This window comes from Burkholderia sp. AU33545 (assembly GCF_020419685.1).
Classification (GTDB): domain Bacteria; phylum Pseudomonadota; class Gammaproteobacteria; order Burkholderiales; family Burkholderiaceae; genus Burkholderia; species Burkholderia diffusa.
The window spans coordinates 335,427-355,062 of sequence record NZ_JAIZRQ010000002.1; the positions used below are offsets into that span (position 1 = coordinate 335,427).

The 19,636-nt window shown below is 67.4% G+C and carries 16 protein-coding genes; 10 read left to right on the forward strand and 6 right to left on the reverse strand.

The genetic code is table 11. The annotated features are described in order from the left end of the window. Positions 1 to 111 precede the first annotated feature (111 nt). The 3 genes from LGM71_RS07360 to LGM71_RS07370 form a co-directional block, all read right to left on the reverse strand. Complete coding sequence (locus tag LGM71_RS07360; RefSeq protein WP_226114461.1) at positions 112 to 1,590, reverse strand: sensor domain-containing diguanylate cyclase; 1,479 nt, start codon at positions 1,588 to 1,590, stop codon at positions 112 to 114. A 142-nt stretch (positions 1,591 to 1,732) separates the two neighbouring features. Further along, complete coding sequence (locus tag LGM71_RS07365; RefSeq protein ID WP_124904089.1) at positions 1,733 to 2,827, reverse strand: potassium channel family protein; 1,095 nt, start codon at positions 2,825 to 2,827, stop codon at positions 1,733 to 1,735. A 60-nt stretch (positions 2,828 to 2,887) separates the two neighbouring features. After that, entirely contained in the window at positions 2,888 to 4,222 is a 1,335-nt protein-coding gene (locus tag LGM71_RS07370; protein WP_226114463.1) for an NAD(P)/FAD-dependent oxidoreductase, read from the reverse strand. 240 nt (positions 4,223 to 4,462) lie between these two features. Between LGM71_RS07370 and LGM71_RS07375 the strand changes: the two genes are divergently transcribed. Further along, the gene (locus LGM71_RS07375) at positions 4,463 to 5,110 is read left to right on the forward strand and encodes a hypothetical protein (protein ID WP_226114465.1); all 648 of its coding nucleotides are present in this window, start codon (positions 4,463 to 4,465) and stop codon (positions 5,108 to 5,110) included. 214 nt (positions 5,111 to 5,324) lie between these two features. Here the strand turns inward: LGM71_RS07375 and LGM71_RS07380 are convergent, their stop codons facing one another. Further along, complete coding sequence (locus LGM71_RS07380; protein WP_059464641.1) at positions 5,325 to 5,534, reverse strand: hypothetical protein; 210 nt, start codon at positions 5,532 to 5,534, stop codon at positions 5,325 to 5,327. A 532-nt stretch (positions 5,535 to 6,066) separates the two neighbouring features. Between LGM71_RS07380 and LGM71_RS07385 the strand changes: the two genes are divergently transcribed. Beyond that, complete coding sequence (locus tag LGM71_RS07385) at positions 6,067 to 6,921, forward strand: helix-turn-helix domain-containing protein (RefSeq protein ID WP_059607120.1); 855 nt, start codon at positions 6,067 to 6,069, stop codon at positions 6,919 to 6,921. Between the two features lie 120 nt (positions 6,922 to 7,041). Further along, the gene (locus tag LGM71_RS07390) at positions 7,042 to 8,706 is read left to right on the forward strand and encodes an ATP-dependent helicase (RefSeq protein WP_059607118.1); all 1,665 of its coding nucleotides are present in this window, start codon (positions 7,042 to 7,044) and stop codon (positions 8,704 to 8,706) included. A 53-nt stretch (positions 8,707 to 8,759) separates the two neighbouring features. Here the strand turns inward: LGM71_RS07390 and LGM71_RS07395 are convergent, their stop codons facing one another. Next, on the reverse strand, positions 8,760 to 10,319 hold the full coding sequence (locus LGM71_RS07395; protein ID WP_226114466.1) for a methyl-accepting chemotaxis protein: 1,560 nt from the start codon (positions 10,317 to 10,319) through the stop codon (positions 8,760 to 8,762). 228 nt (positions 10,320 to 10,547) lie between these two features. Between LGM71_RS07395 and LGM71_RS07400 the strand changes: the two genes are divergently transcribed. Continuing rightward, entirely contained in the window at positions 10,548 to 12,062 is a 1,515-nt protein-coding gene (locus tag LGM71_RS07400) for an MDR family MFS transporter (RefSeq protein WP_226114468.1), read from the forward strand. 87 nt (positions 12,063 to 12,149) lie between these two features. On the opposite strand, the gene LGM71_RS07405 is transcribed toward LGM71_RS07400, so the two are convergent. Next, positions 12,150 to 13,148: a quinone oxidoreductase family protein gene (locus LGM71_RS07405; protein ID WP_226114469.1), complete on the reverse strand. Its 999-nt coding sequence runs from the start codon at positions 13,146 to 13,148 to the stop codon at positions 12,150 to 12,152. 125 nt (positions 13,149 to 13,273) lie between these two features. Here LGM71_RS07405 and LGM71_RS07410 point away from each other — a divergent pair, with 125 nt between their 5' ends. The 6 genes from LGM71_RS07410 (at position 13,274) to LGM71_RS07435 (ending at position 19,324) form a co-directional block, all read left to right on the forward strand. Beyond that, a complete protein-coding gene (locus tag LGM71_RS07410) occupies positions 13,274 to 14,188 on the forward strand; it encodes a LysR family transcriptional regulator (protein ID WP_226114471.1) in 915 nt (304 codons plus the stop codon). 95 nt (positions 14,189 to 14,283) lie between these two features. Continuing rightward, on the forward strand, positions 14,284 to 14,844 hold the full coding sequence (locus LGM71_RS07415) for a GNAT family N-acetyltransferase (protein WP_059607114.1): 561 nt from the start codon (positions 14,284 to 14,286) through the stop codon (positions 14,842 to 14,844). Between the two features lie 9 nt (positions 14,845 to 14,853). Beyond that, a complete protein-coding gene (locus LGM71_RS07420) occupies positions 14,854 to 15,693 on the forward strand; it encodes a MerR family transcriptional regulator (protein WP_124623148.1) in 840 nt (279 codons plus the stop codon). Between the two features lie 123 nt (positions 15,694 to 15,816). Further along, positions 15,817 to 16,797, forward strand: coding sequence for a sulfonate ABC transporter substrate-binding protein (locus LGM71_RS07425; protein WP_226114474.1), 981 nt, complete (start codon positions 15,817 to 15,819; stop codon positions 16,795 to 16,797). 617 nt (positions 16,798 to 17,414) lie between these two features. Continuing rightward, the gene (locus LGM71_RS07430) at positions 17,415 to 18,683 is read left to right on the forward strand and encodes a M20 family metallopeptidase (protein ID WP_226114479.1); all 1,269 of its coding nucleotides are present in this window, start codon (positions 17,415 to 17,417) and stop codon (positions 18,681 to 18,683) included. Then, positions 18,680 to 19,324: a trimeric intracellular cation channel family protein gene (locus LGM71_RS07435; protein WP_226114481.1), complete on the forward strand. Its 645-nt coding sequence runs from the start codon at positions 18,680 to 18,682 to the stop codon at positions 19,322 to 19,324. Before LGM71_RS07430 ends, LGM71_RS07435 begins: the two co-directional genes overlap by 4 nt. The last annotated feature ends 312 nt before the right edge of the window (positions 19,325 to 19,636 follow it).

Genomic DNA, 19,636 nt, shown 5'->3' on the forward strand with positions numbered 1-19,636 from the left:
GTTCCGGAAGCGATGATTCTGTTCTCGCGATCCGGCATTCCCAACCGATATAAATCGATAAATTATTCGGTGTACGTCATAACGTCTTACGGCCGCATGTCGTGACTCGCGTCACGCGGGCGGCTGAAAGGCGGCAACCTTGTTCCGGCCGGTCGCCTTTGCGTAGTACAACGCCTCGTCGGCTGCCTTGATCACGGCGTCGGCCTCGGCATCGTGCTCGGGCGTCCAGCTCGCCAGGCCGATACTGGCCGTGACATGCCCGTATTCGCTGCCGGCGTGCTCGAGCGGCAGCTCGTCGATCGCCGCGCGAATCCGCTCGGCAATCTGGGCGGCGCCCGGCTCGGACGTATCGGGGAGCAGCACGACGAATTCCTCTCCGCCATAGCGGGCCGCGGTATCGGCCGGCCGTCGGATGTTGTCGCCGATGCAGCGCGCGACCGCGGCCAGCGCGTCGTCGCCCGCCTGATGGCCGTAGGTATCGTTATAGGCCTTGAAGCGATCGACATCGACGAACAGCAACGAGAAAACCGATCGTGCGCGCCGCGCACGACGCCATTCGCGATCCAGCACTTCCGCGAAGCTGCGGCGATTGTTCAGGCCGGTGAGACCATCGGTGCGGGCGAGCAGCACGAGTTCCGACTCGGCGCGCATCCGGTGCCGGAGCTGCGTGCCGAGCATGAAGGACACCGCGATGAACGCGGCGCCGAACGTCGCCACCAGCGCGCCGATCGTCACGGCACGGTGCCGCCATGCCGCATAGATATCCTGCTCCGCTTCCGCGACCATGACGATCAGGGGCAGCTTCGGCAGGTGCCTGAAGTAGTAGAGGCGACGCACGCCGTCGAGCGACGCGGTTTCGGAGAACACGCCCTCACGCGCGGCCTGGAACCGCTTGAACGTCGCGGCCTGGCTGATGTCGCGACCGACGGTGTGGACGTCGTACGGCTGACGCATCACCATCACGCCGTCGTTGCCGATCAGCGAGATCGATCCATGTTGCCCGAGCGACAGGCCGGCAAACAGGTGATGGAAATACTCGAGGTTGACCGCGATGAGCACGATGCCGGCAAACGAGCCGTCGGGGTTCGAGATCCGCCGCGTGAGCCCGATGCTGAGCGAGCCGCCGCGCAGGCGGGACGGGAACGGGTCGCTGACATAGAGCCCTGCATCCGGATTGTCGCGGTGGACGGTGAAGTATTTGCGATCGGCGAAATTGCCGCGGCGCGGCACGTCGCTGGCGGAATCGAGGACGATGTTGCCGCCGGCGTCGAGCACCAGCATCGAACCGAGAAACTGTGCCGTCATCGCGTTATCGAACAGCACCGCGCGCCGCAAGGTCGCCGGTGCAGCCATCACGTCGTGACGTTGAAGCCCGGCGATGACCGCCTGCAGCGACAGGTCGTAGAGTTCGAAATTGCGTTCGATGTCGCGCTCGGCGATCAGGCCCAGATTGCGGGAAGTTTCGCTCGCCCGCTCGAGCGCGTCGTTGCGGCTCTGGAACAACTGCAGCACGCACAGACCCATGAGCGCGCAGGCAATCACGACACCGATCACGACGATCGTCTGGGGCGCCGCCGACCTGAATTGCATGTGTCTCCTCGATGATCACGCTCGTGCGCGGCGCACGACGCGATTACGTCATACTAAATAACGCGCGGTGGCTTATCAAGCGGGGATGCACAGGTCACGGCGCGGCAGTGGCTGCCATGCCGGGTTATTGCCCAACCGGCCCTCACATGTCCGGGTCCGGAATCCTAGCCGACTGGATCACGACCAGCGTATCGCCCGCCTCGATCCGGCACGGCGGATCCTCGTAGAACGAATGGATCTTCCCGCAGCGATCGAGCCCGACGACGATCGCGCCCGGCACGACGTTCGTCATGCAGCCGATCTCGTGCGGCAACGCCTCGCGCTCCAGCAGCGTCGCCCGCCCGCGCGTCGACAGCATGTCGTTCACGAACGGCACGATATAGCGGCTGTGCACCGCGTCCGCGAGCAGCAGCGCGCCGATCTTCGTCGACGACACGATCACGTCCGCGCCCGCCTGCCGCAGTTGCCGCTGATACAGGTTCTCCTGGATCCGCACGACGATCTTCGTCTCCGGCGCGATGCTGCGCACCGACAGCGTCAGCAGGATCGCGGTCGGGTCGTCGGTCACCGAGATGATCACGGCCTTCGCCGCGCGCACCTGCGCCTGCTGCAGCAGATCCTCGTGCGCGGGATCGCCAAGCAGCCCGGTCACGCCGAGCGACGTCGCGGCCTCGAGCGCCTGCTGCTGCGCGTCGATCACGATGATCGTCGACGGATCGACGCCGCTTTCGAGCAGCTCGCGCACGGCGATCGACCCCGACAGGCCGTAGCCACATACGACGATGTGATCGGACAGCTGCTTCTGCAGGCGTTTCATGCGGAATTCCTCGATGACGCGCTGGATCACGAACTGATATGCCGTGCCCAGGAAGATGAACCAGATGCCGATGCGGATCGGCACGATGAAGAACGCATCGATCAGACGCGCGCGCGCGGTGACCGGCACGATGTCGCCGTAGCCGACCGTCGCGACCGTGACCATCGTGAAGTACACGAGGTCCGCGACGTTCATCGGCGTGCTCTTGGTCGAATCGCGCAGGCCGTCGCGATCGAGATACAGCACGAGAAACGCGAGCACGCACAGCACCACGACCGCGCCGAGACGGAACAGCAGCGTGCGCCGCGGCGACGTCGCCGGACGCGTGAACAGCGTGCGCGCACGCGGCGCCCGCCATGGGTCGCGGGCACGACGCAGGCGTGAGCGCAACGGGCGGCGCTTGTCGGAGGGCGTTGCCAACGGGGAATCTCCTGAAGATTGCGGGCTCGATTCTACGACGGGAACACGCGCGCACGTCCGCTACAGCATGCTGCGCGGCCGGACCATCGTCCCGTCGGCGAAACGCCGTGCACGGAACGCCGACAGGTCGAGCGACGGCTCGCCCGTATCGACCCATTCGGCCAGCAGCCGTCCGACGATCGGCCCCATCGCGAAGCCGTGCCCGCAGAAGCCGGTCGCGATCGCGAGCCCGGACGGCGTGCCAGGCGCGTCGATCACCGGAATTCCGTCGGGCACCACGTCGATCAGGCCGGCCCAGGCCTCGACGATCTGCGCGTCCTTCAGCGCGGGAAAGATCGCCTTCAGCTTCGCGAGCGCGCGCGGCGCATGCGCGCGATTCGGCTGCGGCTGCGGATCGCGCGGCTCGATCGCGCCGCCGCCACCGCCGATGCGCGCGCGGACATCCCGCCACGCCGCCGCATTCAGATGCAGCCGGAACTTCTCGCGCTGCGACCAGAACTCCGGCCAGAACAGGCTCAAGCCGCGCAGGTGGCCGAGCGTCAGGTCGACGTCGACCTGCATGTCGTCGGCGAGATTGATCGCACCATTCCTGCGTTGCCGAATGCCGAGGCCGTGCCCCCAGATCGTCGATGCGGACACGTCGGGCAGCACGTTGGTGCGCATGCAGGTGCCGCGCACGGCCTGCTGCGGCAGCCGGATGCCGACGCCGTCGAGCAGCCGGAAGCTGGTCGCGCCGGCCGCGCAGATCACGCGTCGCGTGCGGATCGTGCCGCGCTCGGTCACGACGCCGACGACCGCGCCGCCGGCGGTCTCGATCGCCGTTACGCCGCACCCTTCGAAGAAACGCGCGCCGGCTTCGGTCGCGCGCGCCGCGAACGCGGCGGCCACACGGCGCGGCTCGGCCTGCCCGTCGGTCGCCGTATACAACCCGCCGAGCGTGCGCGCTTGCGCCGACAGGCCGGTCACGCGCGCGTCGATTTCCGCGCGTGTCAGCGTGCGCGTGTCGAGCCCGTGTTCGCGTGCGACCGCGAGCCACGCCTGGAACGATGCCCAGTCGTCTTCGTTGTCCGCCATATAGAGGCAACCGCCCTGCCGCCATTCGAGATCGAACCCGAGCGCCTGCTCGAGCCCTTCCCAGATCCGCATCCCGGCCATCATCAGCGGCACTTCGGCGGACTCGCGGCCCTGCTGCCGCACGAAGCCCCAAGCGCGCGTCGATTGCTGGCCGGCGATGCGCGACTTGTCGAGCACGACGGCCTTCAGGCCGCGCAGGCCGAGGTAATAGGCGGCCGCGCAGCCCATGATGCCGGCGCCGGCGATCACGATGTCGGCTTCGGCCGGAAACGCCGAGTCGGCGTGCGTCAATGTGTCATGCAGCGGATAGGTTGTCGTCATTGTTCTCTGTTGGCGTTGATACGTCCGGCGCATCCATCGACGTTCGCGATGGCATGCACCGGATCATGCGGTCGGGTTCCGGACGGGGCTGGCGAACGTGCGGGACGCGCGATGAACGGACCGGCCGCAGCCCCGCTGCCGGTCGTTTTCCGCTCATCGGCCGTCCCCATTTTTTCGCCTTGACGGCGCTATGTTACCGCGCGATAAACTGTACATCCATACAGTATCGCTGCAGTAAAAATGATCCTCCCCCCATTCGATCCCCCGAAGCTGAACGACCTCACCGAATGGTGGACGAAGTGCACCTACGCAGACGTACAGCGCCTGATACTCGAAGTGCAGCACCTCCGCCTGACGCTGTGGGAACTGAAAGCGCACGTCGCGGATGCGTCGCGCCGGATCCGCGTGCTGGATCCGGCCATGCTCGCGCATGGCTCCGCGCTGCGGCGGCTCGGCTACCTGCTCGACAAGGAGATCGAACGCGCGAATCCGATCGGCCGCACGCGTGACGTGTATGCGCCGTTTTCGGATGAGTGGCGCGCCCGCGAAGCGCTGCGCTGTGCATTGCGTGCGCGGCCCGAGCCCGCGGAAGCCGGCACGCTCCCGCACGCGATTCCGGAATTTCAGCGCGTCACCTGGGCAGAGCTTCGCGATCGCTGGCGCCACCTGAGCGACAAGCAATCGAGCCGGCAGAACATCGAGCAACGCATGGTGCTCGAGATCGCGCGCCAGCGATCCGTGATCCTCGCGCGCGCGAGGAAACTCGTCGATGCCGCGATAGCCGAAGCGGCGGCGGAAGGCACGCAGCTGTTCGCGCTCGATCAACTCAAGCGGATGCTGTCGGTCGAGCGCGAGGACGGCGAACCGTTCACGTACATGCCGGCGTAGGTCGATCGCATTCGGCCGCCGTCGATCGATGGCCGCGATGGCACGCGCGTCGATCCATCGGTTCGCACTTCTCAAGAGATGGACACTGGAGGATCGCCGTGTAACCGGCGATCCTGCGGCGCTTCGCCAATGCCATCCACGCCGGGCATTCGGAACGTCCGTCGTGTTTTTCGCGTTGAATGAGCGTGCCCGTCCTGCACGGCCGAACGACGCGCTACGCGTAGCGGCTCAGCCATTCTTCGGAAAACTTCTTCGCATAGGCGACGGCATCCGCTTCGGTATCGAATTCGCCCAGCTTGCGGAATGCCGCCTCGCGGCTGAAACCCAGCTTCGTGACCTCGACCTGGGCGGCGTACTTGCCGTCCTCCGTCACGCGCGGTTCGCAGTTCATCTCGTACCCGCGCATCACAAATTTCTTCTGCATCGCTTCAACACTATTTTGAGACCGCGAAATCGTAGCACGGGCCCCCGCCGCATTCACGCCCGCTCCCGAAACGGGGCAGCATCGGTTTTTTAGAGTAAACCGTCAAACAATCCGCGTATAAGACGCGACTCCGTCGAGCCTGGCGCACGACGTCCTGTAAAAATTTGTCGCCGCCAGAGTGACATGATGCCGCGGTTCCCGGCCATGAATTCGCCCTACTTTGGTGCACTTCTTCGGCAGTGCGGCGCAATTACGCGCGGCCAGACAAGGAATCCTGTCCAGGCCCCTCGCGATCCGTGCCTGAAGGTTGCGAGCGGGGCAGCGGCGCGCGGCACACGCCGCCGGATCGTGCGTAACGTCGTGACACACCTTTCACAGAAACGCACCTTTTGCGACATTGAATGACAGTCGTTTTGCGGTAAAGTTATCTTTTCCGCGCGTGGCCGGTCGGCTCGCCCCTGGACGTCGTCAAGACTGTCCGCCGAGACTGCCGCAAGGCGTCGTTCTGAACGTCACGATCCGTTCCCGTAGCATGACCACTGAAGCAATCACCACGGATTCCCTCGCGGTTGCCGAGCGCGTGCGCGAGCTAATGACTCGCAACGGCATCGGCAAGCGCCAGCAAACCACCGAGCTGTGCCGCATCCTCGACCTGAGCTTTTCGCAGGGTCACCGCAAACTGCGCGGCAGCAGCCCATGGACGCTCGCGCAGATCAAGAAAGTCGCCGAAGCGTACGGCGAGCCCGCCGCTCAACTGTTCGGCGCGCAGACGCTCGACCCCGGCATGGTCGGCGCCTATTCGCAGGAAGCCGTCCTGTACGCCGGTGTCGCCGAAATTCCGTGTACCGCCTGGATCGGCGCGCCGCTCGAAGCCGGCGCGCGCCCCGAGTTCGTCGCGTACGAACAGAACGGCCGCTGGCGCGTGCTGCGCCACACGGGCGTGCTGTACCAGAACGCGTACGACGTGCACAAGATCGAGATCTATCCGCGCCGCGCGGAGAGCGACAAGCTCGTCGTCGCGGTGATCGATCCCGATCGCGTCAGCGCGACCGAGCTGTGCCGCTATCTCGAGCGGCAGGGTTTCGCGACGGCCGCATTCGACGGGCTCGCGCCGTTCGTCGACGCGCTGCAGGGCCAGGCGTTCGACGCGGTCGTCACCGAATGGCTGTTCGACGACGGCACGGCCGCCACCGCGATCAAGGCAGTGCGCACGTCCGACAATCCGGGCGCGCCCATCTTCGTGCTGACGGGCGACCTGCTCACGGGCCGCGCGAGCGAAGCGGACATCAGCGAAGTGATCCGCGCATTCGACGTCGTCTGCTACGAAAAGCCCGCACGCATGGCGATCCTCAGCGCCGATCTCGCGAAGCGGCTCGCACGCGGGTAATTCCCGCACGCACGCCCCCTCTTTCGCATGGCCGGCGCCCGCGCGGCGCGGCGGCCGTGAACCGGTTCCTCAGTACAATAGCCGGACCCTGTTCACGACCGGCCTGCGCCGCCCGACTTCATGGCCCGCCTCATTCCCGACGACTGGAAAAACCTCGCCGCCACCGGTGCGGCCGAACGCGAGCGCGAGACGCTTGCCGCCCTCGAACACGCGCTGCCGGACAGCTACACCGTCTATCACGGCGTGCACTGGACGCGTGCCGACCAGGGCTTCTCGGTGTTCGGCGAAGCGGCGTTCGTCGTCGTGAGCCCGGCCGGCCGCGTGCTGCTGATCGAGCAGAAGGCCGGCTTCCTGCGCGAAACGCCGAAGGGGCTCGTGAAGGTCTACCTGCAGAAGGAGCGCAACGTCCCGATCCAGCTCGCGCGCACGCAGGAGACGCTGCACCGGCGGCTGACCGCCGCGCTCGGCGCGGGCGTCTACGGCGTCGAGGCGCTGCTGTACTGCCCCGACTACGCGATCCGCGAAACGGCGATCGCAGGCGTCGCGGCCGACCGCATCGTCGACGCGTCGCGCAAGGCGCAGCTCGCGCAGGTGATCCTGCAGATCCTGCCCGAGCACGACGAACCGTTGCCGAACGCAGCGAAGCTGCATCATTTCCTCGCGGACGAGCTGGCGCTCACGCCCGACACGAGCGCGCTCGTCGGGCAGGCCGGCACGCTCGTCACGCGGCTGTCTGGCGGGCTTGCCGCGTGGGCGCGCCAGCTCGAGTTCACGCCGTTCCGCTTGCGCGTGACGGGCACCGCCGGCTCGGGCAAGACGCAGCTCGCGGTGCAGGCGATGCGCGATGCGGTCGCGGCCGGCAAGCGCGTGCTTTACGTATGCTTCAACCGGCCGCTCGCCGACTACATCGCGCGCATCGCGCCGCCCGGCGCGAAGATCGCGAACTACCATCAGCTGTGCGACTGGGTGGCCCGCGACGGCGGCTATACGCCCGACTTCGACGCGCCCGGCGCGTTCGAGCGACTCGAGGCGCACTTCGCGGAAGCGCCGGTTCCGGAACGCTGGCGCTTCGATGTGCTGATCGTCGACGAAGGTCAGGATTTCCATGCGCCGTGGGCGGCCGCACTGGAGCGCCTGCTGGCACCGGACGGCGCATGGTGGTGGCTGGAAGATCCGCTGCAGAACCTTTATCTGCGCGAGCCCGTCGCGCTGCCCGGCTGGGTCACGCTGAAGGCGCTGACGAACTACCGCAGCCCGCGCGACCTGCTCGAATTCGTGCGCGACGTCGTCGGCCGCGTCGAGCCGCTCGCGGCCGAACTGCGCTCGGGCAGCCCGTTCGACGGTTCCGATCCGACGGTGTCGTCATACGGGGAAGACGGCGCGGGCGACGCGCTCGCCGACGCGTGCATCGACGCGACCAAGCGCGCGATCACGCACGCGCTGTCGCTCGGCTTCCGCAAGCAGGACATCGCGGTGCTGTCGTATCGCGGCCGCGAAAGCTCGGTGCTCGCGCGGCTCGACCAGCTCGGCCCGCATCGGGTCAAGCGCTTCACGGGCAAGTACGACCTGTTCGGCAACCCTGAATATCGCGAAGGCGACGTGCTGCTCGATTCGATCTATCGCTTCAAGGGGCAATCCGCACCGTGCGTGATCCTCACCGAGATCGACTTCGACACGCTCGATGCGCGCGCGGCCCGCAAGCTGTTCGTCGGCGCGACGCGCGCGACGATGAAGCTGCTGCTCGTCGCGTCGGCGCGCTCGGCCGCGCAACTCACGGGCGGCTGACACGGCGGGCGGCGGGTGCGCGCGGGACCGACCGCCCCGCCCGCCGCCGCACGTCACGCGACGCGAAACGCCCCCACCGCCCGGCGCAGCCCGTCGGCCTGCTCCTCGAGCGAAGCGGCGGCTGCCGCCGCCTGCTCGACCAGCGCCGCGTTCTGCTGCGACACCTGGTCCATCTGCGACACCGCGCGGTTCACCTGCTCGATCCCGTCGCGCTGCTCGTTCGACGCGGCCGCGATCTCGGTCATGATGCCCGTCACGCGGCCGATCGCCTGCTGGATGTCCTGCATCGTCGCGCCGGCCACGCCGACCAGCCGCGACCCCGTCGCGACACGCTCGACCGACTCGCCGATCAGCGTGCGGATCTCCTTCGCGGCCGACGCCGAACGCTGCGCGAGCGTGCGCACTTCGCCCGCGACCACGGCGAAGCCGCGGCCCTGCTCGCCCGCGCGCGCGGCTTCGACCGCCGCATTCAGCGCAAGGATGTTGGTCTGGAACGCGATGCCCTCGATCGTGCCGATGATGTCGGCCACCTTCTGCGAGCTCTGGTCGATCTCGTTCATCGTGCCGATCACTTCGCCGACGACCGCCGCGCCGCGCGTCGCGATCTCGCTCGCGTTGTCCGCGCACGCCTGCGCCTCGACCGCGTGATCGGCGTTCTGCTTCACGGTCGCCGTCAGCTGCTCCATGCTCGCGGCCGTCTCCTGCAGCGCGGACGCCTGCTCCTCCGTGCGCTGCGACAGGTCGGTGTTGCCGGCCGCGATCTGGTGCGTCGCGGTCGAGATCGCTTCGGAGCCCTGGCTGACCTGGCGCACCGTATCGGCGAGGCTGCGCTGCATGCCCGTCACGCCCTTGACCAGCTCGGCCATCTCGTCGCGCGACGACCAGCGCACTTCCGACGTCAGGTCGCCGTCCGACAGGCGGCGGAAATGCGACAGCAGACGGTTCACCGGTTGCGTGATCGCGAAATGCAGGCCGATCGCGCAGCCGAGGCACGCGGCGAGACCGAACGCAATGCCGGCGATCGCGCCCGCGCGCATCCAGCCGTAATAGGTCTGCGCGGTGTCGTAGACGTCCTTGCCGCGCACGGCCTGGTACGCGTCAAGCGCATCGGTCGCCTGCGTGAGCGCGACCGACAGCGGCGGCGCGACCGTCATCAGCAGCCGGTCGGCATCGTCGCGATGTCCCGCGCGAATCGCGTCGATCAACGGCTTCAACGCCTGTCCGATCAGCGCCTGGCGCGCGGCGTCGAGCCGCGTCGCGAGCGGGCCTTCGTCGCCGTCGTGCGGCATCGTCGCGTAGGTGCGCCACGCGGCGTCGGCCTTCGCGAGATAGTTCTCGGCCTTGTTGACGAGATCGGGCACTTCCGGCGCTTCGGGATGCAGCAGCGCGCGGTCGAGCGTAGTGCGCACGATCGTCAGGTTCAGGCTCGCGGCGGACAGCGCGGTCTTCGCGGCCAGCTGGCGCGTATAGGCCTCGTCGAGCGCACGGTTCGAGCTCTGCATGCCGGTCAGGCCGATCAGGCCCGAAACAACGAGCAGCGCGGCGACGAGGCCGAGCGTGGAAAAAATCCGCGTACGGATCGAGAAGCGGGAAAACAGGGCGTTCAGGTTCATGACGGGACGTGAGCGGTAAAGAGTGCCGCGGCAATCGGTCCGCGGCACTCTGGATTACGGTTAGCCTGCAAAAAACTTGAGCCCCGCCCGCTGCCGGGCTGATCGCGATCAATTTTCCGGCTCGCAATCTTCTGTTACCGATGCAACAAATCCAGGTACGGCAGAAATTGACCAGGCAATGAATTGACTCTATATTTCGACCAATTCCCTGCCATGGCAGATATCTCGATGAGAACCGATACCCTCCTTGCCCCACCGGCCGCCGAAGCGGCCCGTCGCGACGCGCCGACCGGGCTGATCGTCGCCGCGCTGCTGCTCGTCATGCTGCTGTCCGCACTTGACCAGACGATCGTGTCGACCGCGCTGCCGACCATCGTCGGCGAGCTCGGCGGCCTCGACCAGTTGTCGTGGGTGGTCACGGCGTATTTGCTGTCGTCGACGGTCGTACTGCCGCTGTACGGCAAGCTCGGCGACCTGTACGGCCGCAAGATCGTGCTGCAGGCGGCGATCGTGCTGTTTCTCGCCGGTTCCGCGCTGTGCGGCATGGCGCAGGACATGACGCAGCTGATCGTGCTGCGCGCGCTGCAAGGGCTCGGCGGCGGCGGGCTGATGGTCGTCACGATGGCCGCGATCGGCGACCTCGTGCCGCCCGACCGCCGGGCGCGCTATCAGGGGATGTTCGGCGGCGTGTACGGCCTCGCGACGATCGTCGGGCCGCTGCTCGGCGGCTTCCTGGTCGAACATCTGTCGTGGCGCTGGATCTTCACGATCAACCTGCCGCTCGGTTTCGTCGCGCTCGCGGTGATCGGCGTCGCGTTCCGGCCGCACACCGCGCACGTGAAGCACCGGATCGACTATATGGGCGCCGCGTTCCTCGCAACGGCCCTTACCTGCGTGATCCTGTTCACGAGCCAAGGCGGTTCGCTACTGCCGTGGTCGTCGGCGCAGCTGTGGATGACGCTGGTGCTCGGCGTGGTCGCGATCGGCGGCTTCATCTACGAGGAACGGCTTGCGGCCGAGCCGATCATGCCGCTCGAACTGTTCCGCCAGCGCACCTTCGTGCTGATGAGCCTGATCGGCTTCGTCGTCGGCATCGCGCTGTTCGGTTCGGTCACGTTCATTCCGCTCTATCTGCAGGTGGTGAAGGGCTCGACGCCGTCGCAGGCCGGGATGCAGTTGCTGCCGATGATGGGCGGGATGCTCGCGATGTCGGTCGCGAGCGGCCGGCTGATCTCGCGGCTCGGCACGTATCGGCCGTTTCCGATCGCGGGGACGCTGATCGGCGGCATCGCGATGGCGCTGCTGTCGACGCTGACGCTCGACACGCCGCTGCACACGATGTACGCCTACATGGCGCTGCTCGGGATCGGGCTCGGCATGGTGATGCCGGTACTCACGCTCGCCGTGCAGAACACGGTCGAGTTCCGGCACATGGGGGTCGCGACGTCGGGCGCGACGCTGTTCCGCTCGATCGGCGGCTCGCTCGGCGTCGCCGCATTCGGCGCGCTGTTCTCGCACGGGCTGCAGTCGCGAATCACGCAGGCGCTGCCGGCCGGCACGGAGCTGCCGCCCGCGCTCGGTCCGGCGGTCGTGCACCAGTTGCCGGTTGCGGTGCGCGAGGCGTACCTGCATGCGTTCGCCGGGTCGCTGCACGTGGTGTATCTCTCGGCCGCGTGCGTGATCGCGATCGCTTTCGTGCTCGCGTGGTTCGTCGAAAGCGCGCCGCTGCGCAAGCATCACTGATCGGCGGGCACGCAGCGGCACCGTGGCTCCGCCGCCTGTCCGCAGAGGGGCGCAGCGAGGCGACCGTTCACGACGCGCGGTCCGCCGTCACGGCACCAGCACCACCCCGCCCGTCGTCTGTCGCGATTCCAGCAAACGATGCGCGTCGGCCGCCTGGTCGAGCGGCAGCCGCGCGCCGATCTCCACGTGCATCCCGCCCGAGAGCCGTTCGAGCGTCGCGCGCGCCGCCTCCCGATACCCCGCCACGTCACGCGCGATGAAGCCCAGCACGCTCGGCCGCGCCAGCGCGATCGAGCGGGCCGGGCCCAGTTCATCGAGGTCGATCGTCTGCCGGGCGCCGATCGCGGCAACCTGCCCGATGCTCGCGACCATCCCGAACGGCCGGACCGCGCCGAGCGTGCGCGTCAGCACGTCGCCGCCGATCCCGTCGATCGCATAGTCGACGCCCGCGCCGCCGCCGAACGCACGCGCCGCCGCGACGAAATCCTCCTCGCGGTAGTCGACCACCACTTCCGCCCCTCGCGCGCGCACCAGTGCCGCCTTCGCGGCCGAGCCGACCGTGCCGATCACCCGCGCGCCGAGCGCGCGCGCCCACTGCGTCGCCAGCAACCCGACGCCGCCGGCCGCCGCGTGCACGAGGACGGTGTCGCCGGCCCCCACGTGGCGCACGCGGTGCAGCAGCATGTAGACGGTAATGCCTTTCAGCAGCCCGGCCGCGACCGCGTCGTCGCTCACGCCGTCGGGCACGGGCACCACGCGCTCGGCAGGCAGCGTGCGCAGGCTCGCGTAGCTGCCGGTCGGCAGCCCCGCATACGCGACGCGCTGGCCCGGTACCAGCCCCGTCACGCCGGGCCCGACCGCATCGACCACGCCGGCCGCCTCGACACCAAGCGCGTCCGGCAGTGCCGGCAACGGATGCGCGCCGGTCCTGAAATAGATGTCGACGAAATTCACGCCGACGGCAGTCTGGCGAATCCGCACCTCGCCGGCGCCGGGCGGCGCGACGGGCGCATCGACGCGTCGCAGCACGCCGGCATCGCCGTAGCGGTCGATCCCGATCCGGGTGGCAGTGGCAGTCTGGGTCATGACGTTCCTCGCAATCGAATGATGTGACACGATCATCTCATCGTGCATAATCGATCGGAATTCCCGTTTCACGCCCATCTACCGTGCAAAATTCGACCGATCCGACGCCGGCGTCCGCGCCGCCGATGAGCTGGGACGACCTCCGCTATTTCCTGGCGGTGATGCGCGGCGGCAGCCTGTCGGCCGCCGCGCGAACGCTGCAGGTCCAGCACTCGACGGTCGCGCGGCGCATCGATGCGCTGGAGTCCGCGCTCGGCATCCGGCTGTTCGACCGGCTGCCACGCGGCTGGCCGCCGACCGACGAAGGCCTGCACCTCGCCGAGCATGCCGCGCGCGTCGAAGCCGACGTGCATGCGTTCGCGCGCGCCGCGCAGGGGGCGGCGGCGCTCGAGGGTGTCGTGCGCGTGTCGGCGTCGCCGGTATTCGCGAGCCACTTCCTCGCGCCGCGGCTCGCCCGCGCGCAGCGCGCATGGCCCGCGCTGCGGATCGACCTGATGGGCGAGATGCACGCGGCCAACCTCTACGCGCGCGAAGCCGACCTCGCGGTGCGCCTGTCGCGGCCGAGCGAGCCGGGGCTGGCCGCGCGCCGGCTCGGCACGATGCGCTTCGCGCTGTGCGCGTCGCCCGACTGGGCCGCCGCGCCGCCCGACACCTGGGCATTCCTCGGCTACGACGACGCACTCGCACAAATGCCGCAGCAGCAATGGCTCGAACGCTTCGCGGCCGGGCGCCGCTTCGCGTTCATCGCCAACGATCTGGCCGCGCTCCATCGTGCGTGCGTGGCCGGCGCGGGAGTCGCATTGCTGCCGCGCTTTCTCGTCGACACGTCGGCGACGGATGCGGACGCGGGCACGCCGGCTTCGGCCGATCCGTCGCTGTCGACTGCCGCCGCGCTCGTCGAGTTGACGTCCGCGCCCCGATGCGATGTCGAGCGCGAGATCTGGCTCGTCGTCCACCCGGACGTGCGGCGCTCGCCGCGCGTGCAGCGCGTCGCGGATGCGATCGCCGACGCGGTTCGCGACGCGGACGGCCATTTGTAGGCGCGGCTTCTCCTGACCGCGCGACGCGACCCATGCCTTTACGGCGCCGCCTCGCGGCCGGCATAGTAGCGGTTTCGTCCACCCGGTCCGCCACCATGTCCGCCGCCCCCGCCTGCGTCGTCCGCGACGCGACCGATACCGATCTCCCCACCATTCACGCGATCTATGCACACCATGTGCGCCACAGCGTCGCGTCGTTCGAGGAGACGCCGCCCGACGTCGACGAACTGCGCGCGCGCCGCGACGCGGTGCTGCGTCACGGGCTGCCCTATCTCGTCGCGGAATGCGACGGCCGCATCGCCGGCTATGCGTACGCGACGCCGTATCGCACGCGCAGCGCGTACCGCCACACGATCGAGGATTCGATCTACATCGACGACGCGCAGCGCGGCCGCGGCATCGGCCGCGCGCTGCTCGCGGCGCTGATCGCGCGGTGCGAGACCGGCCCGTGGCGGCAGATGATCGCGGTGATCGCCGACGGCGGCACCGGCGGCTCGACGTCGCTGCACCGCGCATTCGGCTTCGAGCCGGCGGGCGTGCTGAAGGCGGTCGGTTTCAAGCACGGCCGCTGGATCGATACCGCGCTGATGCAGCGCGCGCTCGGCGACGGCGCACGCACCCTTCCCGCCTCGCCCGAGCCTGGCGCGTCGCGCTAGAATGGCCGCATGCCAAGACAGACTCCAACCATGCCAGACGAGGCCGCACCGGATTCCCGCAACGAGTACACGGTCGACGAACTCGCACGCGTGTCCGACACGACCGTGCGCAACGTCCGCGCATACCAGGATCGCGGACTGCTCGCGCCGCCCGAGAAGCGCGGGCGCGTCGGCATCTACGACGACACGCACGTCGCCCGCCTGAAGCTGATCAACCACCTGCTCGCGCGCGGTTACACGCTGTCGAACATCCAGGACTTGATCATGGCGATCGACGAAGGCCACGACCTGCGTTCGATCCTCGGCCTGGAGAACGCGATCGGCGGCCGCTGGTCGCACGAACTGCCGAAGACCTATTCGCTCGCGCAGCTCGCACAGATGTTCGGCCCGCAGACGGCATCGCAACTGTCACGCGTGACCGAACTCGGTCTGCTCGAACGGCGCGGCCTGTCGTTCGTCGCGAAAAGCCCCGCGCTGCTCGAAGCGGCAGCCGCGATGACCAAGGAAGGCATCCCGCCGCGCGAGCTGCTCGACGTGATCAGCCTCGCGCGGCCGCATTTCGACGCGATCGCGCGGCTGCTCGTCGATCTCGTCGTGAAGCGGCTCGACCGCTACGACGCCGGCACGCTGCCGCCGGTCACCGACGTGCCCGCGCTCGTCGACGCGATCTGGCGCCTGCGCCCGCTTGCGGCCGTCTTCGTCGAAGGCGAGACGAACCGAGCGCTCGAGACGGCGGCAAGCGCCTATCTCGGCGGCCGCGTCGCGACGATCCTCGACAAGAAGCTCAGCGACGAAGCGGCACGACAGGCCGGCACGCCCGACCCACAAGGCGACGGCGACAAAGCATAGGACCGCCGCCGTCATATTCATATCGGCAATGCTTCGTTTGCGGGCCCGACCGCCCATGCGACGATTCTTCCAACCGAGCGGCACGCGCCGCTCCCCGAAGACGTTTCGCATGGAGCCTGTTCGATGATTCGTTTCACCCGCTGGATCACCCGCGCCGCTGCGACGGCGCTCGTCGCCGTCGCAGCCACATCCGCGTTCGCGCAGGGCGGCGCCGACAAGGTCGTGCGCATCGGCTACCAGAAGGCCGGCCTGCTGTCGATCATCAAGGCGCAGGGCTCGCTTGAAGCGCGCCTCAAGCCGCTCGGCTACAACGTCCAGTGGTTCGAATTCCCGGCCGGCCCGCAACTGCTCGAGGCACTGAACGCGAACAGCATCGACTTCGGCTATACGGGCGCGCCGCCACCGGTGTTTGCGCAAGCGGCCGGTGTGCGCTTCGTGTACGTCGGCGCGGAGCCGCCGTCACCGCACAACGAAGCTGTGTTCGTGAAGGCCGATTCGCCGATCCGCTCACTCGCCGACCTGCGCGGCAAGAAGGTCGCGCTGCAGAAGGGTTCGAGCGCGAACTACCTGCTGCTCCAGGCGCTGAAGCAAGCAGGTGTGCGCTACGACGAGATCCGCCCCGTGTACCTGCCGCCCGCCGACGCGCGCGCCGCGTTCGAGAGCGGCAACGTCGACGCGTGGGCCGTCTGGGATCCGTACTACGCCGCCGCGCAGAGTTCGCTGAAGATTCGCACGCTGTCCGACTACACGGGTCTTACGCCCGCGAACAACTTCTACGAGGCAACGCGTGATTTTGCTGAGCAGCACGCCGACGTGATCGGCGCGCTCCTGAAGCAGGCGCGTGAGACGGGGCTGTGGGTCAACGGCCATCCAGCCGAGACGGCCGCGCTGATCGCGCCGAAGGTCGGGCTGCCGTCGCCGCTCGTGGAAACGTGGATCAAGCGCGTGCCGTTCGGTGCGGTGCCGATCGACGAGAAGATCGTCGCGGTGCAGCAGGGAGTGGCCGATGCGTTCTTCGCCGCGAAACTGATTCCGCAGAAGCTGAGCGTCGCGGATAACGCGTGGACCGACAAGCGCGTGGCAACGGCTTCGGTGGCGAAGTAACGGGCGGCGCGCACGCATCTGGAAAAGGCCGACGGGTGCCCTGCCCGTCGGCCTTTTTTCGTTCTTCCCGGATTTCAGGGGGAACGTCGAGCGCACTGTCGGCGTTCAGCCATCTTGCAGCACTTTTGAACTGCCATTCGAACGTCGATTCCGCTCGGACAATTGATCTTCTGCGCGAGGTCCGGTGAGGCAGCTACGAACGTTCGGCTATCGTGCCGATACTTCGCTGCAGGGCGCGACGCGTACTTCCGGGTTCGGCCAGGAGGAGTCATACGCCGTCTCGCCGAGCCGGACCTGCGGGTGACCGCTTTGTCTCATGAATCGACAGGACTTCCGGATTACCGCTATCGAGACTATGGTTCTCTTGTATTCCTGTCCCGCTTCGGCGGCAGTAGGCGATTTGACGGAACCGTAATACGGAGTGCCAGGGTAGAGGCGGCTCGCCCGGATGTTCCGTGTTTCGCCCTGTCGCAGGCATCGGACTAGTCGGCGGATTGCGTACCGCGGTCCTGCCGCCGGGTCGCCAGATCGGGCGCAGGCGCTGCCAGGCTTCACCGACGGCCGGCGCGTGCGATGCGACATCGGCCACCGCAAAGAACCATTTGAAAGGATCGATCATGCCTGCATTGGTGGAAGCGACCAAGGACGCCATCGAAAGCCTCTTGCCTGAGCTCGAAGCGATCTACAAGGACCTGCACGAGCATCCCGAACTGTCGATGCAGGAAGTGCGCACCGCACGTATTGCAGCCGATTATCTCGAAAATGTCGGCTATGACGTTACGCGGGGTGTCGGCGTGACCGGCGTCGTGGGGGTGTTACGCAACGGCGACGGTCCGACTGTCATGTTGCGCGCCGACATGGATGCGCTTCCGATGGCAGAAGCGACCGGATTATCGTATGCCAGCACGGCGCGGGCGAAGGACGAGGATGGCCTCGAAGTGGGCGTCGCGCACTCGTGCGGCCACGACATGCACGTGACCTGGCTGATGGGTGTGACGCACCTGATGGCTGCGCACCGGGACGTCTGGCGCGGAACGCTGATGGCGGTCTTTCAGCCGGGCGAGGAAGTGGCGCGCGGCGCCCGCAGCATGATCGACGACGGCATGGCCGAACGCTTCCCTAAGCCTGACGTGATCCTTGGCCAGCACGTCATGGTTGGCGCGGCGGGCACGGTCGGCTATCGGAGCGGCACGATTCTTTCGGCGGGCGACAGTTTGAAGGTAAGGCTGTTTGGACGCGGTTCGCACGGATCGCAGCCACAAACCTCGATCGATCCGGTCATCATGGCGGCGTCGACGACGCTCCGTCTGCAGACGATCGTATCGCGGGAAATCTCCCCGCGCGATAGTGCGGTGCTGACGATTGGTGCGCTGCAGGCTGGAACGAAAGAGAACATCATCCCCGACGACGCGACGCTCAAGCTCAACATGCGCACATTCGACGAAGACGTGCGCGAATACATGCTGGGTGCGATCCGGCGCATCTGTTGCGCGGAATGCATGGCTTCCAACGCACCACGCGAGCCCGAATTCACGACGCTCTCGAGCTATCCGCTGACGATCAACGACGCGCAGACAACCGAGCGTGTGCGGGCGGCTTTCGAAGCACACTTTGGCGAGCGCGCCTACGAAACGCCCCCGGCAGCGGCGAGCGAGGACTTCAGCGTATTCGGGCGCGAATGGGGCGTGCCGTATGGGTTCTGGTTCATCGGCGGAACCGATCCGGATACGTTTAGAAAGGCGTTGGCAGAGAAAAAGCTCAACGAGATTCCCAGCAACCATTCGCCGAAATTCGCGCCGGTACTCGACCCGACGCTGCGTACGGGGCTGGAAGCGATGCTATGCGCGGCCGGGGCGTGGCTCGACAAGCAAGATACATCGGCGTGAATTCGCACGCGGCCTACTTCACCCTCGATCTGGTCGGAACTTTCGTATTCGCGATGAGCGGCGCTGTTGCCGCTCGCCAAAAGCGGCTGGACCTGTTCGGCATCTTGTCCATCGCGTTCATGGTGGCATGCGGCGGCGGAATCGTGCGTGACGTCTGCATTGGCGCGATTCCGCCCGCAGGGCTTTCAAACTGGAGATATCTGGCGGCTTCCGTGCTCGCGACCGCGGTCGCGATTTTCGCGTATGCGCCGGTACGCCGTCTACGGCAGCCCGTCCTCTTCTTCGATGCGATCGGGCTCGGCCTGTTCGCCGTTGCGGGTGCGCAAAAGGCACTGAGCTTCGGACACAATGCGGAGCTCGCCATTTTGCTCGGCATCGTGACTGCGGTCGGCGGCGGTGTCATGCGCGACGTCGTGCTTTCGCGCCTGCCGGCCATTTTGGACCGCGAGGTCTATGCGACGGCTGCGCTCGCCGGTGCGGGCGCACAAGTTCTGTTCTCCTCCGCGCACTGGACGCAGTGGTGGACGCCATGGTTCGCGACAATCCTCTGCGTCGCCATTCGGCTTGCTTCGCTTCGGTTTAGCTGGCGCTTGCCCACCTTTCGTGGGCAGCGCGCCAGCGAGCTTCCCGACGACGAATAGCCTGCGTGGACGTGCGAATCCGACAACGCCCAGGTCTTCACGATTGCATGTTTACCGCGTGCAGGTCGGCTCAGGGGAGGTGCGGATTCGTGCTGCCCTTGCAAGTACAACGCGATGCACTCGATTGATGTTCCTGATCACCCGCCGACACTGCATACCGCGCCGTCGTAACCCGATCCAGACAAGAAAGGTTCATCGCGGATTTCCGGGGAACGCCGGGAACGAACGTCGGCGTTCGGCCAGAAGCCGTCACTCGACTTCAGCATCTGAATCGTTGACAATTCCGCTCATCTTGCGCACGCACCCGCGCGA